Annotated in this window: 13 protein-coding genes; 6 read left to right on the forward strand and 7 right to left on the reverse strand. The window is 70.7% G+C overall.

Annotation, left to right across the window (positions count from 1 at the left end):
• Window positions 1–35: 35 nt before the first annotated feature.
• From ACF088_RS14880 to ACF088_RS14890, 3 genes are read right to left on the reverse strand one after another with little or no spacing between them, the layout of a single operon-like run.
• Entirely contained in the window at window positions 36–2375 is a 2340-nt protein-coding gene (locus tag ACF088_RS14880) for an FtsX-like permease family protein (protein WP_392376176.1), read from the reverse strand.
• Window positions 2376–2378: 3 nt separating this feature from the next.
• Window positions 2379–3140: an ABC transporter ATP-binding protein gene (locus tag ACF088_RS14885; RefSeq protein ID WP_392376177.1), complete on the reverse strand. Its 762-nt coding sequence runs from the start codon at window positions 3138–3140 to the stop codon at window positions 2379–2381.
• Window positions 3137–3643 carry a PadR family transcriptional regulator gene (locus ACF088_RS14890; protein ID WP_392376178.1) on the reverse strand — a complete coding sequence of 169 codons (507 nt, stop codon included), beginning with the start codon at window positions 3641–3643 and terminating at the stop codon, window positions 3137–3139. Before ACF088_RS14890 ends, ACF088_RS14885 begins: the two co-directional genes overlap by 4 nt.
• A 172-nt stretch (window positions 3644–3815) precedes the next feature.
• Here ACF088_RS14890 and ACF088_RS14895 point away from each other — a divergent pair, with 172 nt between their 5' ends.
• The 6 genes from ACF088_RS14895 to ACF088_RS14920 all read left to right on the forward strand — a co-directional run bounded on the left by ACF088_RS14895 (window position 3816) and on the right by ACF088_RS14920 (window position 11563).
• Window positions 3816–5087: an ABC transporter substrate-binding protein gene (locus ACF088_RS14895; protein WP_392376351.1), complete on the forward strand. Its 1272-nt coding sequence runs from the start codon at window positions 3816–3818 to the stop codon at window positions 5085–5087.
• Window positions 5088–5315: 228 nt separating this feature from the next.
• Window positions 5316–7139, forward strand: coding sequence for a glycoside hydrolase family 13 protein (locus ACF088_RS14900; RefSeq protein WP_392376179.1), 1824 nt, complete (start codon window positions 5316–5318; stop codon window positions 7137–7139).
• A gap of 72 nt (window positions 7140–7211) precedes the next feature.
• A complete protein-coding gene (locus ACF088_RS14905) occupies window positions 7212–8546 on the forward strand; it encodes an ABC transporter substrate-binding protein (protein WP_392376180.1) in 1335 nt (444 codons plus the stop codon).
• 17 nt (window positions 8547–8563) lie between these two features.
• Entirely contained in the window at window positions 8564–9967 is a 1404-nt protein-coding gene (locus ACF088_RS14910; protein WP_392376181.1) for an ABC transporter permease subunit, read from the forward strand.
• Window positions 9964–10845, forward strand: coding sequence for a carbohydrate ABC transporter permease (locus ACF088_RS14915; RefSeq protein ID WP_350248898.1), 882 nt, complete (start codon window positions 9964–9966; stop codon window positions 10843–10845). Before ACF088_RS14910 ends, ACF088_RS14915 begins: the two co-directional genes overlap by 4 nt.
• 160 nt (window positions 10846–11005) lie before the next feature.
• Entirely contained in the window at window positions 11006–11563 is a 558-nt protein-coding gene (locus tag ACF088_RS14920) for a GNAT family N-acetyltransferase (RefSeq protein WP_392376182.1), read from the forward strand.
• A gap of 50 nt (window positions 11564–11613) precedes the next feature.
• Here the strand turns inward: ACF088_RS14920 and ACF088_RS14925 are convergent, their stop codons facing one another.
• The 4 genes from ACF088_RS14925 to ACF088_RS14940 all read right to left on the reverse strand — a co-directional run bounded on the left by ACF088_RS14925 (window position 11614) and on the right by ACF088_RS14940 (window position 16789).
• The gene (locus ACF088_RS14925; protein ID WP_392376183.1) at window positions 11614–13932 is read right to left on the reverse strand and encodes a HelD family protein; all 2319 of its coding nucleotides are present in this window, start codon (window positions 13930–13932) and stop codon (window positions 11614–11616) included.
• Window positions 13933–14148: 216 nt separating this feature from the next.
• A complete protein-coding gene (locus tag ACF088_RS14930) occupies window positions 14149–14718 on the reverse strand; it encodes a hypothetical protein (RefSeq protein ID WP_392376184.1) in 570 nt (189 codons plus the stop codon).
• A 203-nt stretch (window positions 14719–14921) separates the two neighbouring features.
• Window positions 14922–15710 (reverse strand): DeoR/GlpR family DNA-binding transcription regulator, encoded by a 789-nt coding sequence (locus tag ACF088_RS14935; protein WP_392376185.1) that lies wholly within the window; start codon window positions 15708–15710, stop codon window positions 14922–14924.
• A 38-nt stretch (window positions 15711–15748) separates the two neighbouring features.
• A complete protein-coding gene (locus tag ACF088_RS14940) occupies window positions 15749–16789 on the reverse strand; it encodes an NAD(P)-dependent alcohol dehydrogenase (RefSeq protein ID WP_392376186.1) in 1041 nt (346 codons plus the stop codon).
• Window positions 16790–16853: the final 64 nt, after the last annotated feature.

Consider the following 16853-nt stretch of genomic DNA (forward strand, 5'->3'; position numbering starts at 1 on the left):
CGACGCATCGGGATCAGGCAGGGGACAGCCCTTGGCTAGAGCGGATCGCTTGCCGAGTCCGCGAGCCGGCGTCGTGCCGCGCGCGCGGCAGGCAGGGCCGAGGCGGTTGCGGCGATCGTTACCGCGACGGCAATGACCAGCAGCAGGGTCACCGGGCCGGGTTGCCGGGCGATACCGGCCCCCCAGCCGCTGGTGCGGCCCTGGAGGTCGATGAACCACTCGGCGGCGAGGAGGCCCGCTGCCGTGCCGGCCAGCGCGGCGGCCAGCGTGACGAAGACGGTGCCCGAGACGATGACAGCGGTGATCTGGCGGGGAGTGAGGCCGACGGCCTTGAGGGCGAGCAGATCGCGGCTGCGGTCGCGTACGCCGGCCCCGACCGTGGTCGCGAGCTCCGCCAGCCCGATCAGGATCAGCACCGCGATCAGACCGATGGTGACGGCACGGACCGCCGACAGCTGGTCGGCGGGGTTGGGGACTTCCCGCACTTCGAGACGGCCGGCCGACGCCTTGGTCAGGGCGTCGCGCACCACGCCGGGGTCGGCTCCCTGGTGCAGGACCAGGTTGTAGAAGTCCGGGTGGGGCGGCTGAGCTGCCGGGGGCGCTGCGCCTGCGGTGTCGTCGTCGCGCAGGGTGTCCAGGGTGGTGGAGACGACCCGGCCGCCGTCGGCGGTTTCGATGTTGCGGCCGACGAGGTGGAGGACGTGCGGGCGGCCGGCGACGGTCATCCGGACCCAGTCGCCGACGTGTGCGTCCAGGAGGTCCAGCAGGCCCTGTCCGGCGATCGCTTCGTCGGGGCCGTGGGCGGCGCGGCCTTCCACGACGGCGAAGGGGTAGGGCTTTGCGTCCGTGCCGAGCCCACGCAGGGTGATGGTCCCGGTTTGTCCTGGTACGAGGGCCTGAACCTCGGCTCCGGGGTAGGCGGTCATCCGGGGCTGGGAGGTGAGGAGTCGGCCCAGTTCGCGTGCGCCGAGGGTGTCGGAGCGCGCGGTGAGCGCCGCGGGCAGGCCGACGTTCTCGGGGTGTGAGGTGAAGCGGTCCAGGGTGGTCCAGGCGCCCAGCGCGATGGTGATGAGCAGCAGCGGGACCGCGAGGCGTGCCACGGCCGCCGAGGAGCGCAGCGGACGGTGGAAGGCGCCCCGCCAGCCGAGGACCAGGGCCGGGGGGATCCTGAGGCCGAGCGCCCGCCGGGTGATGCCGGAGGTGCGGCCGCCGCCGGACGTGGCGGCACGGGCGACGGGCACCGGCGGTACCCGCCCCGCGCGCCACGCGGCCAGACAGGTCGCCGAGCCGATGAAGACCACCACACCGCCGGAGATCACCAGGGTCAGCCAGGCGTGCCCGGGGAGCTGCCGCCACAGGGCCGTCGCTTCGCCGATCCGGCCGGGGACCAGAGCGCCCAGCGCCTGGGTGAGCAGTGCCCCGAGGGCGACACCCAGCAGCGCGAAGCCGAGGTGCAGGGCGAGGAACATCCGGACCACCTGGCCGGGTGTGAACCCGATGGCCTTGAGGATCGAGATGTCCCGCAGGTGTCCGCGGATCCGGGTGCTGATGGCGCCGCCCACCGCCAGGGCGGCGGCGAGCAGCGCGCCGAGCCCGAAGAGACCCAGCAGCCGTCCGAGAAGCTGGTTGTCCCCCTCGGCTTCGGCCTTGGCCTGCCGCCAGGTGGAGACATCGGTGATCTGGTCGGCGCCGAGCCGGGTGACCGCGCGCTGGACGACATAGTCGGTGTCCGCGGGGTCGGTGAGCTGGAGGCCTATGGTGCGGCCACGATGGTCGCGGCCCGTATCCGAGGCGGTGAGGGTGCCGGGGAGCACCCATGCCACACCTGGGGATTCACCCGCGCGGAAGGCGACCTCGGCGGTGTCCGCGACGCCCACGACGCGCAGCCGGGCCGCGATCCCACTCAGCACCAGCGCGTCACCCGGCTTGGCCCACATCGCACGGGCCACCGAGCTGTCCAGCACGATGCCCTTGGTGGCGCCCGCATCGGTACCGGCGTCGAGCCAGCGGCCCGCAACGATCTGGGGCGCGGCGGTGGCGGGGCGCTTCGCCACGCCGCGCAGCTCCAGGGTGGCCCTGGCTCCGCCGGGCTGGAGGCTCGCGGTGGTGCGGACCGTGGGGAAGGGGCCGGAGGTGGCGCGTACCTCGTCCAGTCCGGCGAGCGATCCGGCGGCGGTACCGGCTCGGGTGTGGATCCATACGTGGGCGCCGGAGGACTGGGTGAAAGCCCGTTGCCAGGGGTCGGTGGCGTAGGCGAACAGTGCGGTGGCCAGCAGCAGCGAGATGGTGATCCCGGCGGTGGCCAGCACGATGAGCACCGCGGCCGGCCGGTGTGCTCTCAGATGCGCCCGTGTCCAGCGTGCCGCCGCTCGCACGGGTCAGCCCTTGAGCTTGAGTACGTCGGCCACACCGGCCGCGGGACGGTTCCGGCTGCCGCCGAGGTGCGCGTCGTCGGCCACCTGGCCGTCGTAGAAGCTGATCACCCGGTCCGCCGCGCTGGCCATCCTGGCGTCATGGGTGACCAGCAGGATCGTCTGCCCGCGCCGGTGGAAGCGGGCGAGCAGCCGCAGCACTTCCCTGGTGCCCTTGCTGTCCAGGCTGCCGGCCGGTTCGTCGGCGAGCAGCAGGCTGGGGGTGTTGACCAGGGCGCGGGCCAGCGCGACGCGCTGTTGTTCGCCGCCGGACAGCTCGCCGGGGGTGCAGTTCTCCTTGCCGGTCAGGCCCAGTTCGTCGAGCAGCTCACACCGGTCGGTGCGGGCCTGCCGAGGGGATCTGCCGGCCAGCAGTGCGGGGAGTTCGACATTGTCGGCGACGCTGAGGTTCGAGACCAGGTTGAAGAACTGGAAGACGATGCCGATGTGGTGGCGGCGCAGCTCCGCCCAGCGTGCCTCGCTGCAGGCGTCGACCTGGCGGCCGTCGAGCCAGAGTGCACCGCTGTCGGGCCGGTCGAGGCCGCCGAGGAGATGCAGAAGGGTGGACTTTCCGGCTCCCGAGGGGCCGGTGACGGCGACGAACTCGCCGCGCTCGATGCTCAGATCGACGCCCCGCACCGCATGCACGGGCGCGGCCCCTTCCGGCCGGTGGGTCTTGACCAGGCCGGCTGCCCGGACTATCGGGCCGGACGGCTCGTCCCGGTTCATTCCAACTCCTCTTGACAGCGCTCCAGCCAGTCGAGATCCGCCTGCAGATGCAGCATCGCGCCCTCGATCAGCAGCTGCCCGACCCGGTTGTCCCGGTCCTCGGCCGCCGCGAGTTTCGACAGGTCGCGCATGGTGTTGAGGTAGTGGCGGCGCTGCTTGTTGATCAGGGCGATCTGGTCTGTGGTCCCGGTGTGGGGGGCCAGGGCGAGCTTCATGAAGAATTCGTCCCGTACCCGTGGTTCGGCGGTGGATTCCTCGAACCACGCGTCCACCGATTCGCGTCCCGCTTCGGTGATCCGGTAGATGCGCTTGTTCGGGCGGTCCGACTGCTCGACGTCCTCCCCTTCGATCAGGCCCGCCTTCTCCAGCCTGCCCAGGGTGACGTAGATCTGGCCGACATTCGGCTGAGGGTATGCCGCGCCCAGAAGGTTCTCAAGGGCCTGTTTGAGTTCGTAGCCGTGTGCGGGGCCGCTGACCAACAGCGCCAGGAGTGGCAGCCGCACGCTCTCGCTCTCCCTCTCCGCCCTAGTTGACGGTCATCTGCACTCATCCGGCTGTGCGCCGGGTCGCCGTCGTATCTTCCTGCACCATCTAGTATCCCGCATGGCTAACAGGTATACATGGGGCGGGCTGTCGGTCCCGCGTCCCGTCGACGCCTGGTACGAGGAGGAGCCCATGCGGTGGAAGCGTGCCGCGGGAAGGGCTCTGCTGGTCTGCTCGCTGCTGTTCGCGGGCCATACCGGTGCGCAGGCCGGGGAGCCGGCCGGCGGCTCGGACGGGCGGGGCCCGATCACCCTGGTGACGGGCGGCGACCTCACGGGCTATTTGCGGGGTGTCCTCGACGGCTGGAACGACCACCACCCGCGCGAGAAGGTGACCCTGGTCGAGCTGCCGGACGCGGCCGACGAGGTGCGGGCGCAGCTGGTCACCGAACTGCGCTCGCGCAGTGACCGCTTCGACGTGCTGAACATCGACGTGGCATGGACGTCGGAGTTCGCGGCCGCGGGCTGGATCAAGCCCGTGAACGCCGAGCAGTTTCCGCTGAAGCACTTTCTTCCGCCCGTGGTGGACACCGCCACCTTCCGGGGGCGGCTCTATGCGGTCCCGTATGTGACGAACGCGGGCCTGCTCTACTACCGCAAGGACGTGCTCGCCCGAGAGGGTGCGCGGCCGCCGCGCACCTGGGCCGAGTTGGAGCAGCTGGCGAAGACGGTCGCGCCCAAGTACGGGATGGACGGTTACGCAGGCCAGTTCCTGCCGTACGAGGGGCTGACCGCCAATGTCGGCGAGGCCGTCCAGTCGGCGGGCGGCGCGGTGCTCGCGGGCGAGGGCTCGCGGGTGACGGTGGACTCCCCCGCGGCTCGCCGGGGCCTGTCCTTCCTTCTCGACGGGGTGCGCGAGGGCTGGATCCCGCAGCGGGCGCTGACGTACAAGGAAGAGGAGTCCCGCAAGGCGTTCCAGGACGGCCGCCTGCTGTTCCTGCGGAACTGGCCGTATGCGTACGCGCTGGCCAACGCCCGGTCGTCGAAGGTGGCGGGGAAGTTCGGGGCGATGCCGCTTCCGGGTCCCGACGGGCCGGGCTCCAGCGCGCTGGGCGGTTCCAATCTTGCGGTCAATGCGCAGTCGCGGCATCAGAAGACGGCCACCGAGCTGATCTCCTATCTGACGACCGAGTCGGTCCAGCGCCGGGTGCTCACCGAGGGCGCGCTGCCACCGGTGTGGGCCGATCTGTACGCGGATCCGGAGCTGGTGCGTCGCTTCCCGTACCTTCCGACGCTCAAGCGGGGCATCCTGGCGGCCAAGCCCCGTCTCAAGAGCCCGCACTACGACCAGGTGAGCCTGGCGGTACAGGCGGTCATGCACGATGCACTGCTCCATCGCCGGAGCACGGACGCCACCGTCGCGCGGCTGACGCGGGAGCTGCGGGCCATCGTCGGCCGCGGCTGACCCTTCGAGGCTCCTCGCGGGCCCACCCCTCTCTTCTACTTACATGTTAAGTACAGGAGAGCTACGCAATCTCCCGTAAATCCGGGCATCTCACAGCGGGTTTCGACCTTTTCGTTGACACTCAAAAGACATCCCTACTTAACATGCATGCATAACAGCGATCGCAGCCGCACGGAGCGCCCGCACGCAGCCGCACGGCATGCCCATGCAAGAACGGGATCACGGCAGATGCTCATAGCCACGGCAGGGAACGGCTCCTCGGCCGACTCCGCGCCCTCTCCCTCCCTCCCCGGTCCGGCCTCCCCCGCGGCCGCCACCGGAGCCCCGTCCCAGGACCCGGCACAGCGCTGGTGGCGCGATGCGGTGATCTACCAGGTCTACGTCCGCAGCTTCCTCGACAGCACCGGCGACGGCATCGGTGACCTGGCCGGCGTCCGCACGGGGTTGGCGTACCTCAAGAAGCTCGGGGTGGACGGCATCTGGCTCAGCCCCTTCTACCCCTCCCCGCAGCACGACCACGGCTATGACGTCGCGGACTACCGCGAGGTGGACCCCGTATACGGCGACCTTGCCGAATTCGACCGCCTGGTGGCCGACGCCCACCGGCTGGGCCTGAAGGTGCTCCTGGACATCGTCCCCAACCACTGCTCCAGCGAGCACCCGTGGTTCCGGGCCGCCCTCGCGGACGGCCCCGGCAGCCCGGCACGGTCGCTGTTCCACTTCGCCGACGGGCGCGGGGAAAGCGGCGAGCTGCCACCCAACAACTGGCGGGCCATGTTCGGCGGTCCCGCCTGGTCCCGGGTCAAGGGTGCAGACGGGCGCGAGGGCCAGTGGTACCTCCACATGTTCACGCCCGAGCAGCCCGACCTGAACTGGCGCAACCCCGCCGTGGCCGCCGACTTCGACCAGGTGCTGCGCTTCTGGCTGGACCGCGGTGTCGACGGCTTCCGCATCGACGTGGCCGCCGGGCTGTTCAAGCACCCCGAGCTCCCCGACTCCCCCGACCCCTCGGCCGACGAGCGGACCCGCGACTCGGTCAACCCCCTGGCCTGGAACCAGCCCGAGGTGCACCAGGTGTGGCGCGACTGGCGCGCGGTGTGCGAGGAGTACACGGCCCGCGACGGCCATGACCGGCTGTTGGTCGGCGAGGTCTCCGTACGGACACCGAGCGAGCAGGCCGCGTACGTCCGGCCCGACGAGCTGCACCAGGCGTTCTTCTTCCACCTGCTGACCGCGCGCTGGGACATCGACACCTTCCGCCGGGTCATCTCCGAGGCGCTGACCGATATCGCGGACACCGGATCCACCGTCACCTGGGTGCTCAACAACCACGACCAGGTCCGGACCGTCACCCGGTACGCGGCCGAACCGGGCGGCCGGGCCGAGGAGGCCGCCCCGGGGGGACCTTCCGGAGAAAGCCCCGAGGTGGCGGCGGCGTCCCCAGCGGCAGCCGGGGGAGAATCCGGGGAAGGGCTGGGCCCCGCGCGCGCCCGCGCCGGCGCCCTGCTGATGCTGGCCCTGCCCGGCGCCGCGTACCTCTACCAGGGCGAGGAACTGGGCCTGCCGGAGGTCGTCGACCTGCCCGACGAGGTCCTCACCGACCCGATCTTCCACCGTACGGGCAGCCGGGAGCACATCCGCGACGGCTGCCGGGTGCCGCTGCCCTGGTCCGGACACGCCTCCCCGTTCGGCTTCACCTCCGGTACCGACGCGGCGCGGCCGTGGCTGCCGCAGCCCGAGTGGTTCGCCGACCACGCCACGGACCGGGCGCTCGCCGACACCCGGTCGTTCTGGCACCTGTACCGCGAGGGGCTGCAGCTGCGCCGCAGTCTTCCGCAGCTCGGCGAAGGCACCCTGCGCTGGCTGGAGTCCCCGCCGCAGGTGCTGGCGTTCGTCCGTGGCGACGGTCTGGTCTGCGCCGTCAACTTCGGCACCGAGCCGGTGCCGGCTCCCGTACCGGGTGTCCCGCTGCTGACGAGCGGTGACTGCCCGGCGGGAACGCTCCCGGGCTCCACCGCCGCCTGGTGGATGCACGCGCCCGCTCACCGTTAGCGCCCGCTCCCCGTCAGCCCCCTCCCCGCTAGTCCCCCACCCTCCCCGTCAGTCCTCCGAAGGGAACCCACAATGAGACGACCCGCAGTACGACACTCCCGAGCCGCCGTGTCCGGCGCCGCTGTGCTCGGTCTGGCGCTCGGTGCCACCGCATGCGGCGGCAATGTGTCCGCCGGGGGCAAGAAGCAGGAACTCACCGGCCAGACCGTGACCGTGGCAGGCGTCTGGACCGGCGTGGAACAGCAGAACTTCAAGAAGGTCCTGGACGCCTTCTCCGAGAAGACCGGTGCAAAGGTCACCTTCGCGTCCACCGGCGACAACGTCTCGACGGTCATCGGCAGCCAGGTCGAAGGCGGCAACGCCCCCGATGTGGTGATGGTCCCCCAGGTCGGCGTGCTCCGGCAGTTCGCCAAGAAGGGCTGGCTGGCTCCCCTGTCGGCGGAGGTCGGCGCGGAGGCCGACAAGAACTTCGCGAAGGTCTGGAAGGACTACGGCACGGTCGACAAGAAGTACTACGGCCTGTACTTCAAGGCCTCGCACAAGTCGACGGTCTGGTACAGCCCGGAGGCGTTCGACCAGGCCGGGGTCACCCCCGCGAAGACGTACCAGGAGCTGCTGAAGTCGGGCCGTACGCTCTCCGACTCGGGCGTGCCGGCCTTCTCCGTCGCGGGCGAGGCGGGCTGGCCGCTGACCGACTGGTTCGAGAACATCTACCTCTCCCAGGCCGGCCAGGAGAAGTACGACAAGCTCGCCGCCCACCAGATCCCGTGGACGGACCCCAGCGTGGTCAAGGCGCTCACCGCGCTCGGCAAGCTGTTCAGCGACAAGAACCTGGTGGCGGGCGGCGGTTCGGGCGCACTGCGCACCGACTTCCCCGAGTCCGTCCAGCAGGTCTTCGGTCCGGAACCGAAGGCGGCCATGGTCTACGAGGGTGACTTCGTCAGCGCGCTGGTCACCGATGAGCTCCACAAGGAGGTCGGCAAGGACGCCAAGTTCTTCCCCTTCCCCGCGGTCGACGGCGGCAAGGCGCCGGTGGTCAGTGGCGGCGACGCCGCGGTGGTGCTCAAGGCAGGGAAGAACAAGAAGGCCGCGATGGAGCTGGTGAAGTACCTGGCCACTCCCGAGGCGTCCGGCGTCTGGGCCAAGGCGGGCGGCTACATTTCGCCCAACAAGAAGGTGCCCGCGGACGCTTACCACGACGAGGTCGCCCGCAAGGCCGCCACCTCGCTCACCGACGCCGGGAACTCCGTGCGCTTCGACATGTCCGACCAGGCCCCCGCGGCGTTCGGCGGCACCCAGGGCGCCGGCGAATGGAAGCTGCTCCAGGACTTCCTGCGCGACCCCTCGGACCCCGAAGGCACGGCCCACAAGCTCGAGGCCGCAGCGGCCAAGGCGTACGGAAAGTAAGGACCGGGGCCCGATCCATGCCTGTCACCACTCCCGCGGCGGCGCCCGCCACCTCGCGCGCCGCCGCGCCCCTCCCTCCGGGCGGCACCACCGGCGGCACCACCGACCCCGTGCGGCGCGCCGTCCGGCGCCGCCGCCGGATCGCCGCCGTGTTCCTGCTTCCCGCGCTGTTGCTGCTGGGTGCACTGGTCGCGTACCCCATCGTGTTCTCGGTCATCCGCAGCCTGTACGACGCCTCCGGCAACACCTTCGTCGGCGCCGGCAACTACACCGCGATGTTCCAGGACCCCGCCACGCTCCGAGCCATCCGCAACAGTGCGATCTGGGTCGTCTTCGCCCCCGCGCTGCTGACCGGGCTCGGTCTGGTCCTCGCCGTGCTGACCGAGAAGATCCGGTGGAAGACGGCGTTCAAACTGCTGATGTTCATGCCCATGGCGATCTCCTTCCTCGCCGCGGGCATCATCTTCCGCCTCGCCTACGAGCAGGATCCGCAGCGCGGTGTGCTCAACGCGATCACGGTCGGCATCCACGACAAGGTCCAGGGGGAGTCCGTCTCGTTCCCCACCGCCAAGGCGCGCCTCGGCGACAAGCGCCTGACCAAGGGCCACGACGGTTCCTACCGCACGGCGCACCGCACCGGCCCGGGGAACACCGTCGACCTCGGTCTGGTCGGCGTCGCGCCCAAGGACATGCCCGCGCAGGCACGGCCGGCCGCCGGGGCCGCCAAGTCCCCGGCCGGCCACGGTGAACTGCGGGGCGTGGTCTACCTCGACTTCACCTCCGGCGGTGGCGGCACACCCGGCACGGTGGACCCCCGCGAACGCGGTCTGCCGAAGCTCGCCGTCGAGGCCGTCGACTCCCACGGCAAGGTCGTGGCGACGACCACCACCGCGGCGGACGGCTCCTACCGCCTGCCCCGTCTGGCTCCGGGGTCGTACGCCGTCCAGCTCCCCGCCCGGGACTTCGCCGCCCCCTACGAGGGCATCTCCTGGCTCGGCCCGGCCCTCATCACCCCCGCCATCATCGGCGCCTATATGTGGATCTGGACCGGCTTCGCGCTCGTCCTCATCGGCGCCGGACTCTCCTCGATGCCGCGTGACGTCCTGGAGGCGGCCCGGATGGACGGCGCGAACGAGTGGCAGGTCTTCCGCAGGATCACCGTGCCGCTGCTCGGCCCCGTCCTGGGCGTGGTGTTCGTGACGATGGTGATCAATGTGATGAAGGTCTTCGACCTCGTCTACATCATCGCTCCCGGTCCCGTACAGCAGGACGCCAATGTCCTGGCCCTGCAGATGTGGCTGGTCTCCTTCGGCGGCGGCAACAACCAGGGCCTCGGCAGCGCCCTCGGTGTCCTGTTGCTGCTCCTGGTGGTCCCGGCCATGTTCCTCAACATCCGACGTTTCCGCAGGAGCCAGTCATGACCACCGTCCCCGGAACCGCAGCGTCCCGCAGGCGGGCGACGGCACGGCCGGTGAAGCGTCTCAGCCGCGGCGCGATCCAGCTGTTCCTGCTCCTCATCGGCCTGGTCTGGCTCACCCCTGCCGCGGGACTCTTCCTCTCCTCCCTGCGTACGGAGGAGAAGAACGCGAGCAGCGGCTGGTGGACGGCGCTCACCGCGCCCGGTCAGCTGTCGCTGGACAACTACACGGCGCTGCTGAAGGACTCGGGCATCGTCCAGGCGTTCTGGAACACCGTGCTGATCTCGGTGCCCACCACCCTCGCCGTGGTCGTGATCGCCGCGCTGGCCGGCTACGCCTTCGCCTGGCTGGAGTTCCCGGGCCGGGACTGGATCTTCCTGGTGGTGGTCGCCATGCTGGTGGTGCCGGTCCAGATCGGACTGCTGCCGGTGGCCAAACTGTTCGGCGCGCTCGGTCTGTTCGGCTCCATCCCGGGTGTGGTCCTCTTCCACACCGCCTACGGCCTGCCGTTCGCCATCTTCCTGCTGCGGAACTACTTCGCGGAGATCCCCAAGGAGATGCTGGAGGCCGCCCGCATGGACGGCGGCGGGGAGTGGCGCATCTTCTCCCAACTGATCCTGCCGCTGGGCCGCCCGGCCATCGCCAGCCTGGCCATCTTCCAGTTCCTGTGGGTCTGGAACGACATGCTGGTCGCGCTGCTCTTCGCCGACAACGCGTCACAGCCGCTGACGGTGGCCCTCCAGTCGCAGATGCGGCAGTTCGGCAGCAACATCGGGGTACTGGCACCCGGCGCCTTCCTGTCGCTGATCGTGCCGCTGATCGTGTTCTTCGCCTTCCAACGGCACTTCGTGCAGGGGATCATGGCGGGTTCGGTCAAGTAGCCCCTCCACTGGCGGTGCGGTGACCGGGCCGTCCGGAGGGGGTCGTGCAGCACGGGCGGGGCCGGCCGGCCGGAGGGGCTGTTGCAGCGCGGGCGGTCGGGGCCCGTCCGCGCTGCATTAATCGCTCGTCTCCGCCGCCTGCCGAGGTTAGGTTGGCTCGATGTCTGCACTGCAAACCGAGCGCCTGCTGCTGCGTGCGTGGCGGCCTTTTGACCTTGCCCCCTGGGCGGCGATGAATGCCGATCCCGAGGTCCGCCGGCACTTCCCCGAGGTACTGACACGCGAGCAGAGCGAGGCGGCCGTCGCTCGTTTCCAGACCGGTCTCGATGAGCGCGGCTGGGGGTGGTGGGCGGTCGAGGTGCGCGCCACCGGCGAGTTCATCGGACTCACCGGACTGGATCCGGTGGAGGAGGACATGCCCTTCACCGGAGTGGAGGCCGGCTGGCGGCTGACCCGGGCGGCCTGGGGGCACGGTTACGCCACCGAGGCCGCCGAGGCCGCTCTGGCCTTCGGCTTCACCACCCTCGGCCTGCCGGAGATCCTTGCGGTGACGACCGCCACCAACCTCCGGTCCCAGGCCGTGATGCGCCGTCTCGGTATGGCCCGCGACCCCGCGGACGACTTCGACGATCCCGGCGTACCGGACGGGCCGCTGCGCCGGTGCATGGTGTACCGGATCTCCGGTGAAGCGCAGCGGGCGAAGAAGCAGCGGACGTAGTGCCGCCCGGGGCGCCGCGATGCGGCCGTACGGCGCCCCGGCGACCTGCGTCACCGGCCGGAGGGTGCGGCGGCCTGGGGCGACAGCGTCTTCCCTCCCGGCGGCGACAGCGTCTCCAGTCCCGCGGGCAAGGGCTCCGTGTGCACGACGCCGAGCCGTTGCGTCGCCCGGGTGAGAGCGACATAGAGGTCGCTGGCCCCGAGTTCGGCCGGTTCCACCACGATCACCGTGTCGAATTCCAGGCCCTTGGCCTGCCGTGGGTCGATGAGGACCACCGGGCTGGTCAGATCCGGGGAGGAACCGGCGGAGGCGGCCGGGAGGGCGGCGGACAGGGCCTCGTGGCGGGATCGCGGGGCGATCACGGCGAGGCGGCCTTCCTCATGGGCATCCCGGGCGACGGCCTCGGCGACGGTGCGCGCACAGTCGTCGGTACGCTGCGCCCATGGGGGAACGCCGGTGGAGCGGATCGAGCGCGGCGGTTCGAACGCGGGGTCCGTGGACCGGGGTACCTGCGCCGCGATGTCCATGATCTCGGTCGGCGTGCGGTAGTTGACCCCGAGTCTGACATGGTGCCAGCGTCCGCCGGTGTACGGCGCGAGGATGCTCTCCCACGAGCCCAGGCCGCCCGGCTCGGCGGTCTGTGCCGGGTCGCCGACCAGGGTCATCGAGCGGGTGGGGCAGCGGCGCATCAGCAACCGCCACATCATCGCGGACAGCTCTTGTGCCTCGTCCACGATGATGTGGCCGAACGCCCAGGTCCGGTCGGCCGCCGCGCGTTCGGCGGCGGTGCGGTGGTCGGCCTCCTCGTGCCGGTCGGCGAGCCGTTCCGCGTCCAGCAGGTCGTGCGCGGCCAGTACCTCGGAATCCTCGTCCTCGCGGTCCTCGAACTCCTGGGTACGGGAGCCGTAGGAGAGTGCGAGCACACCCTGGGCGTACTCGATCTGCTCCTGGCGTTCCGCCTCGGCCGCGGCGCGGGCCGCCGAGTCGTCCTCGCCGAGGAGTTCGGCCGCCTCGTCCAGCAGGGGGATGTCCGCGGGAGTCCAGTCGCCGTCCGCGCGGCGGATCAGGTCCGCGTCGGCATCCGGTAGATGGGCGGGGTCGGCGAGGAAGTCGCCCACCAGCCCCTGCGGCGTGAGGGCGGGCCACAACTCCTCGATGGCGCGGTGCACTTCGGGGCTGGTGGCGATCGCCTTGCCGAGCTGGGCGAGGTCGTCGGGGCCGAGGAAGTTCGGCCCACCGAAGGGGTCGGCGCCCAGCCGGTCGGCCAGTTGTGCGGTGAGCGCATCGATGATGCGGAAGGCGAAGTGGGGACGGGCGAGGTTGTGCGGCAGCTTGGTCTCCCGTGCGAGGCGACGTGCCTCATGCGCCATGTCCGTGTCCAGCCGCAGTTCGCCGTCCTCGTGGTCGATCACGATCTCGGGGTCGGGCAGGGCCTGCCGGTCCCGTACGCACTCCGCCAGGGCGTCCGCCATCTCCGCACGGCCCTTGATCCCGGCGGCCTCGGCGGTGTCGGTGCCGGTCGCGGTCACGCCGGGGAAGAGCTCACCGGGCGTGGCGAGCAGCACACCCGTCTCGCCGAGCGAGGGCAGCACCTCCTCGATATAGCCGAGGAATGCGGGGTTGGGCCCGACGATCAGCACGGCGCGGCGGGCCAGCAGCTCCCGGTGCGCATAGAGCAGGTACGCGGCGCGGTGCAGCGCGACGACGGTCTTGCCGGTGCCGGGCCCGCCCTCCACGACGAGGACGCCGCGGTGCGGGGCCCGGATGATCGCGTCCTGCTCCGCCTGGATGGTCTGCACGATGTCGTGCATCCGTCCGGTGCGCGCCGCGTCCAGCGCGGACAGCAGGACGGCGTCCGCGTCGGCGCTCTCGTACCCGGTGCGTTCGGTGTCGTCCAGGTCGAGGATCTCGTCATGGAGGGCGATGACCCTTCCCCAGACTCTCGGCTCCGCTAGAGCAGGGGACACCCCGATCCTCTCGGTCGTAAGGTGCCGCCTGCGGCGCAGCCCCATCGGGGTGTGCCCGGTGGCGAGGTAGAACGGGCGGGCGGCCTCGGCCCGCCAGTCGAGGACCAGCGGGGTCCGGTCCGCGTCGTCGCGCCGGATGCCGATACGGCCGATGTGGTGATCGCGGCCGTTCCGGAATACCAACCGGCCGAAGCACAGGCCGTTCTCGCCGGCATCGAAGGCGGCCAGCAGGCCCGAGTGCTCGGCCACCAGCACATCGCGCTCCAGCCGTGCCTGGGCATGGTTCCCGTCCAGCGGCAGGGCTGCGTTCACCGCCGTCTCGGCTCCGGCCCGCAGTTCGGCGAGGCGTTCATAGAGCAGATCAATGAATTCCTGCTCCTGCCGCAATTCCTCGTTTGACAATTCAACTCCGCTCGGGTAAAGTTCGTTAATGAAGTTGGGCTTACTTCATTAGCTTGAGGAAGACACAGAAGCCCTCAATATACACAGAGAAATACCCCGGCCGTCAATTCGGACCGGGGTATTTCTCTGTGTGCCGCCGGAGCTTTTACCCGGGCGTCAGGCGGGCCGCCGCACCCCTTCCGGCGGAGCGGGGCCGGGCGCGCGCGGCGAGGCCGTTCACCGCTTGTGGGCGACGTCCACGATCAGCTGGTGACCGGACTGGACCACCCGGAACGGCAGCTTGGCACGCAGCCCCAGGCCGACCTGGGTCTGGCCTTCGAAGCTCGCCCCGAACTTGGTGTCCGTGAACGTTTTGTATCCGGTGATGTTCACCCCCGGGAGCGACTTGCCGGCCGTCCCCGCATAGGTCTGCTTACCGGTCACCGGGTCGTAGCTGGACGCGGACACGAAAATCTGCAGGATGGCTCCGCCCTTGACGGGTATCCGCTCGCCCGAACCGTCCTGATGGAACGCATCGACGTAACCGACGTGGTAGCCGAGCTTGCCGTTTGCGCCGCTGATATCGAAGACCATCCGGTCGTAGCACGCGGTGTGGCTGGTCTTGATGTCCGTCAAGGGCTTGGTATTCGCGGTCGTCGCCGACTTGTCGCCGCTGCCCCAGGTGGTCGAGCAGGCCACCGGAGCCTTGCCCGCCGGGCCGGTCGCAGCACTGGCCACTGTGGCCGTGCCCGCCACCCCTGCGCCCGCCAGCACGAGCGCCGCGGCCGCTGTCCCCAACCGTCGCATAATTGACCTCCGAAGAAGAGTGCATACAGATGCGTGCGGTAGGACGGGCGGGGGTGCGGGGGAGTTGTCCGCCGGCCGGCATGTGGCCGACGAAAGGGCCACGCTGTCGCAAAATCGGGGTGGTTGATCAGCCGGGCCTTCCGGCCCGGGCGCCGCCGCCCCCGGTTCCTTTGCCGGGGCCGGTACCGCGCTGCGGCGTACCGTCAGGCGTCGACCACGTCGACGGTCACTCCCCTGCGGCGCAGTTCGGCGAGTTCCCCGGCGGGCGCGCCGGGGTCGGTGACGATCCGGTCGTAGCGGGCGATGTCGCTGTAGGCATGCGTGGCGGTCTTGCCGAACTTGGTGTGGTCCACCAGCAGCAGCGACCGCTGTGCGCAGTCCAGCATGGCTTCCTTGATCTCGGCGTAGTCGCGGATCGGGTGGAAGAGCCGGCCGCCGAGCACGGACACCGCGGACATCACCGCGAGGTCGGCGTGGAGACGGCCGAGGGCGCGGAGTACCTCGGGGCCGACGCAGGAGCCGAACTCGCCGCGGTAGCGGCCGCCGAGGAGGGTCACATCGGCGCCCGGGGTCTCGTCGAACAGCCGGGCCACACCGAGGGAGTTGGTGACCACGGTGACCCCTTCGGTCCGCGCGATCCGGGCCGCGAGCGGGAAGACCGTGGTCGAGTCGTCCAGCACGAGGGTGCTGCCGGGCCGGATCTCGTCGGCGACTGCGGCACACAGCGCCTCCTTCACCGGGCGGTTCACGCCGATGCGGAAGCGGGTGGCGGTCTCCATGGTGAGGGTCGGGAAGGGCGCGGCCCGGCCGCGTTCCTTGCGCAGCAGCCGGCGTTCGGCGAGCTGGTCCAGATCGCGGTGCATGGTCGCGAGGCTGACCCCGAAGTGTCTGGCCAGTTCGTCGATGCGCACGTCTCCGTGCTCGACGACATGGGCCAGTACGTCCTGCCGTCGCCGGTCGACCTCGGCCAGCGACGACCGTGTGGAAGCCATCGGGGCCGCCCCTTTCCGGTCGGACAGCGACAGCGCGGCTACCGCTGCGGGTAGATGACGGCTTTGACGGCAGTCGCGTCGTGGGTGGCGACGGTCAGTGCGCTCTCGGCCTCGGCAAGACCGTAACCGTGCGAGACCAGGGAGTCGAGCCGGACCCTTCCCGACTCCACCAGGGACATCGCGGTGGGCCAGGTGTGGGCGTAGCGGAAGGTACCGGTCAGTTCCAGTTCGTAGTTCTGCACCCGGCTCACGGGCAGCGGTGCCTCGGAACCGCCCATCCCGATGAGCACCACCCGTCCGGCCCGGCCCACGGTACGGATCGCCTCGCCGCTCACGGCGGGCACGCCGGAGCACTCCAGGAGGACGGTGGGGGTGTACTCCGCCTCGGGCAGCGGTGTGCGGGAGACATCGAGGGCCGTGGCGCCGGTGGCCCGGGCGAGTTCGAGGCGGTGCGGGAGGACATCGGTGACCAGTACCTCCCGTGCGCCGAAGGCCCGTGCCGTCTGGGCGGCGACCAGGCCGATGGGCCCGGCGCCGGTGATCAGCACCCGGTCGCCGGGGGCGACGCGGGCCTTCCGGCAGGCCCAGACCGCCACGGACAGCGGTTCCAGCAGGGCGGCCTCCTCGATGGTGAGGGCATCGGGGACCTCGTGGGCGAAGTCCTCGCGTACGGCGAGGTATTCGCAGAAGGCGCCGTCCACGGGCGGCGTGGCGAGGAAGCGCATGTCCGGGCACAGGTTGTAACGGCCCGGACGGCATTCACCGCAGCTGCCGCAGGGCGTGCCGGGCTCGATGGACACCCGCCGCCCCACCCGGCGTTCGTCGGTGCCCGGACCGCAGGCGACCACCGTGCCGGCCGCCTCGTGCCCGAGCACGAGTGGTTCGCGTACGACGAAGTCGCCGATCCGCCCGTGCCGGTAGTAGTGCACGTCCGAGCCGCAGGTCCCGACCGCCTCGATGCGGACCAGGATCTCTCCCGGGCCGGGGGCGGGAACGGGACGTTTCTCGATGCTCAGCTGCCCGGGTCCGTGCAGTACGGCGGCACGCATGGTGGCGGGAATCCCGGATGTGGTGGTCATGGCGGGGTCACGGCTCCCTCGGGGGTGCGGGGGTGGGGCGGGGCCGTGCACAATCCGGCTCCGG

This window comes from Streptomyces sp. NPDC015125, from assembly GCF_043080045.1.
In the GTDB taxonomy this organism is placed as follows: Bacteria; Actinomycetota; Actinomycetes; order Streptomycetales; family Streptomycetaceae; genus Streptomyces.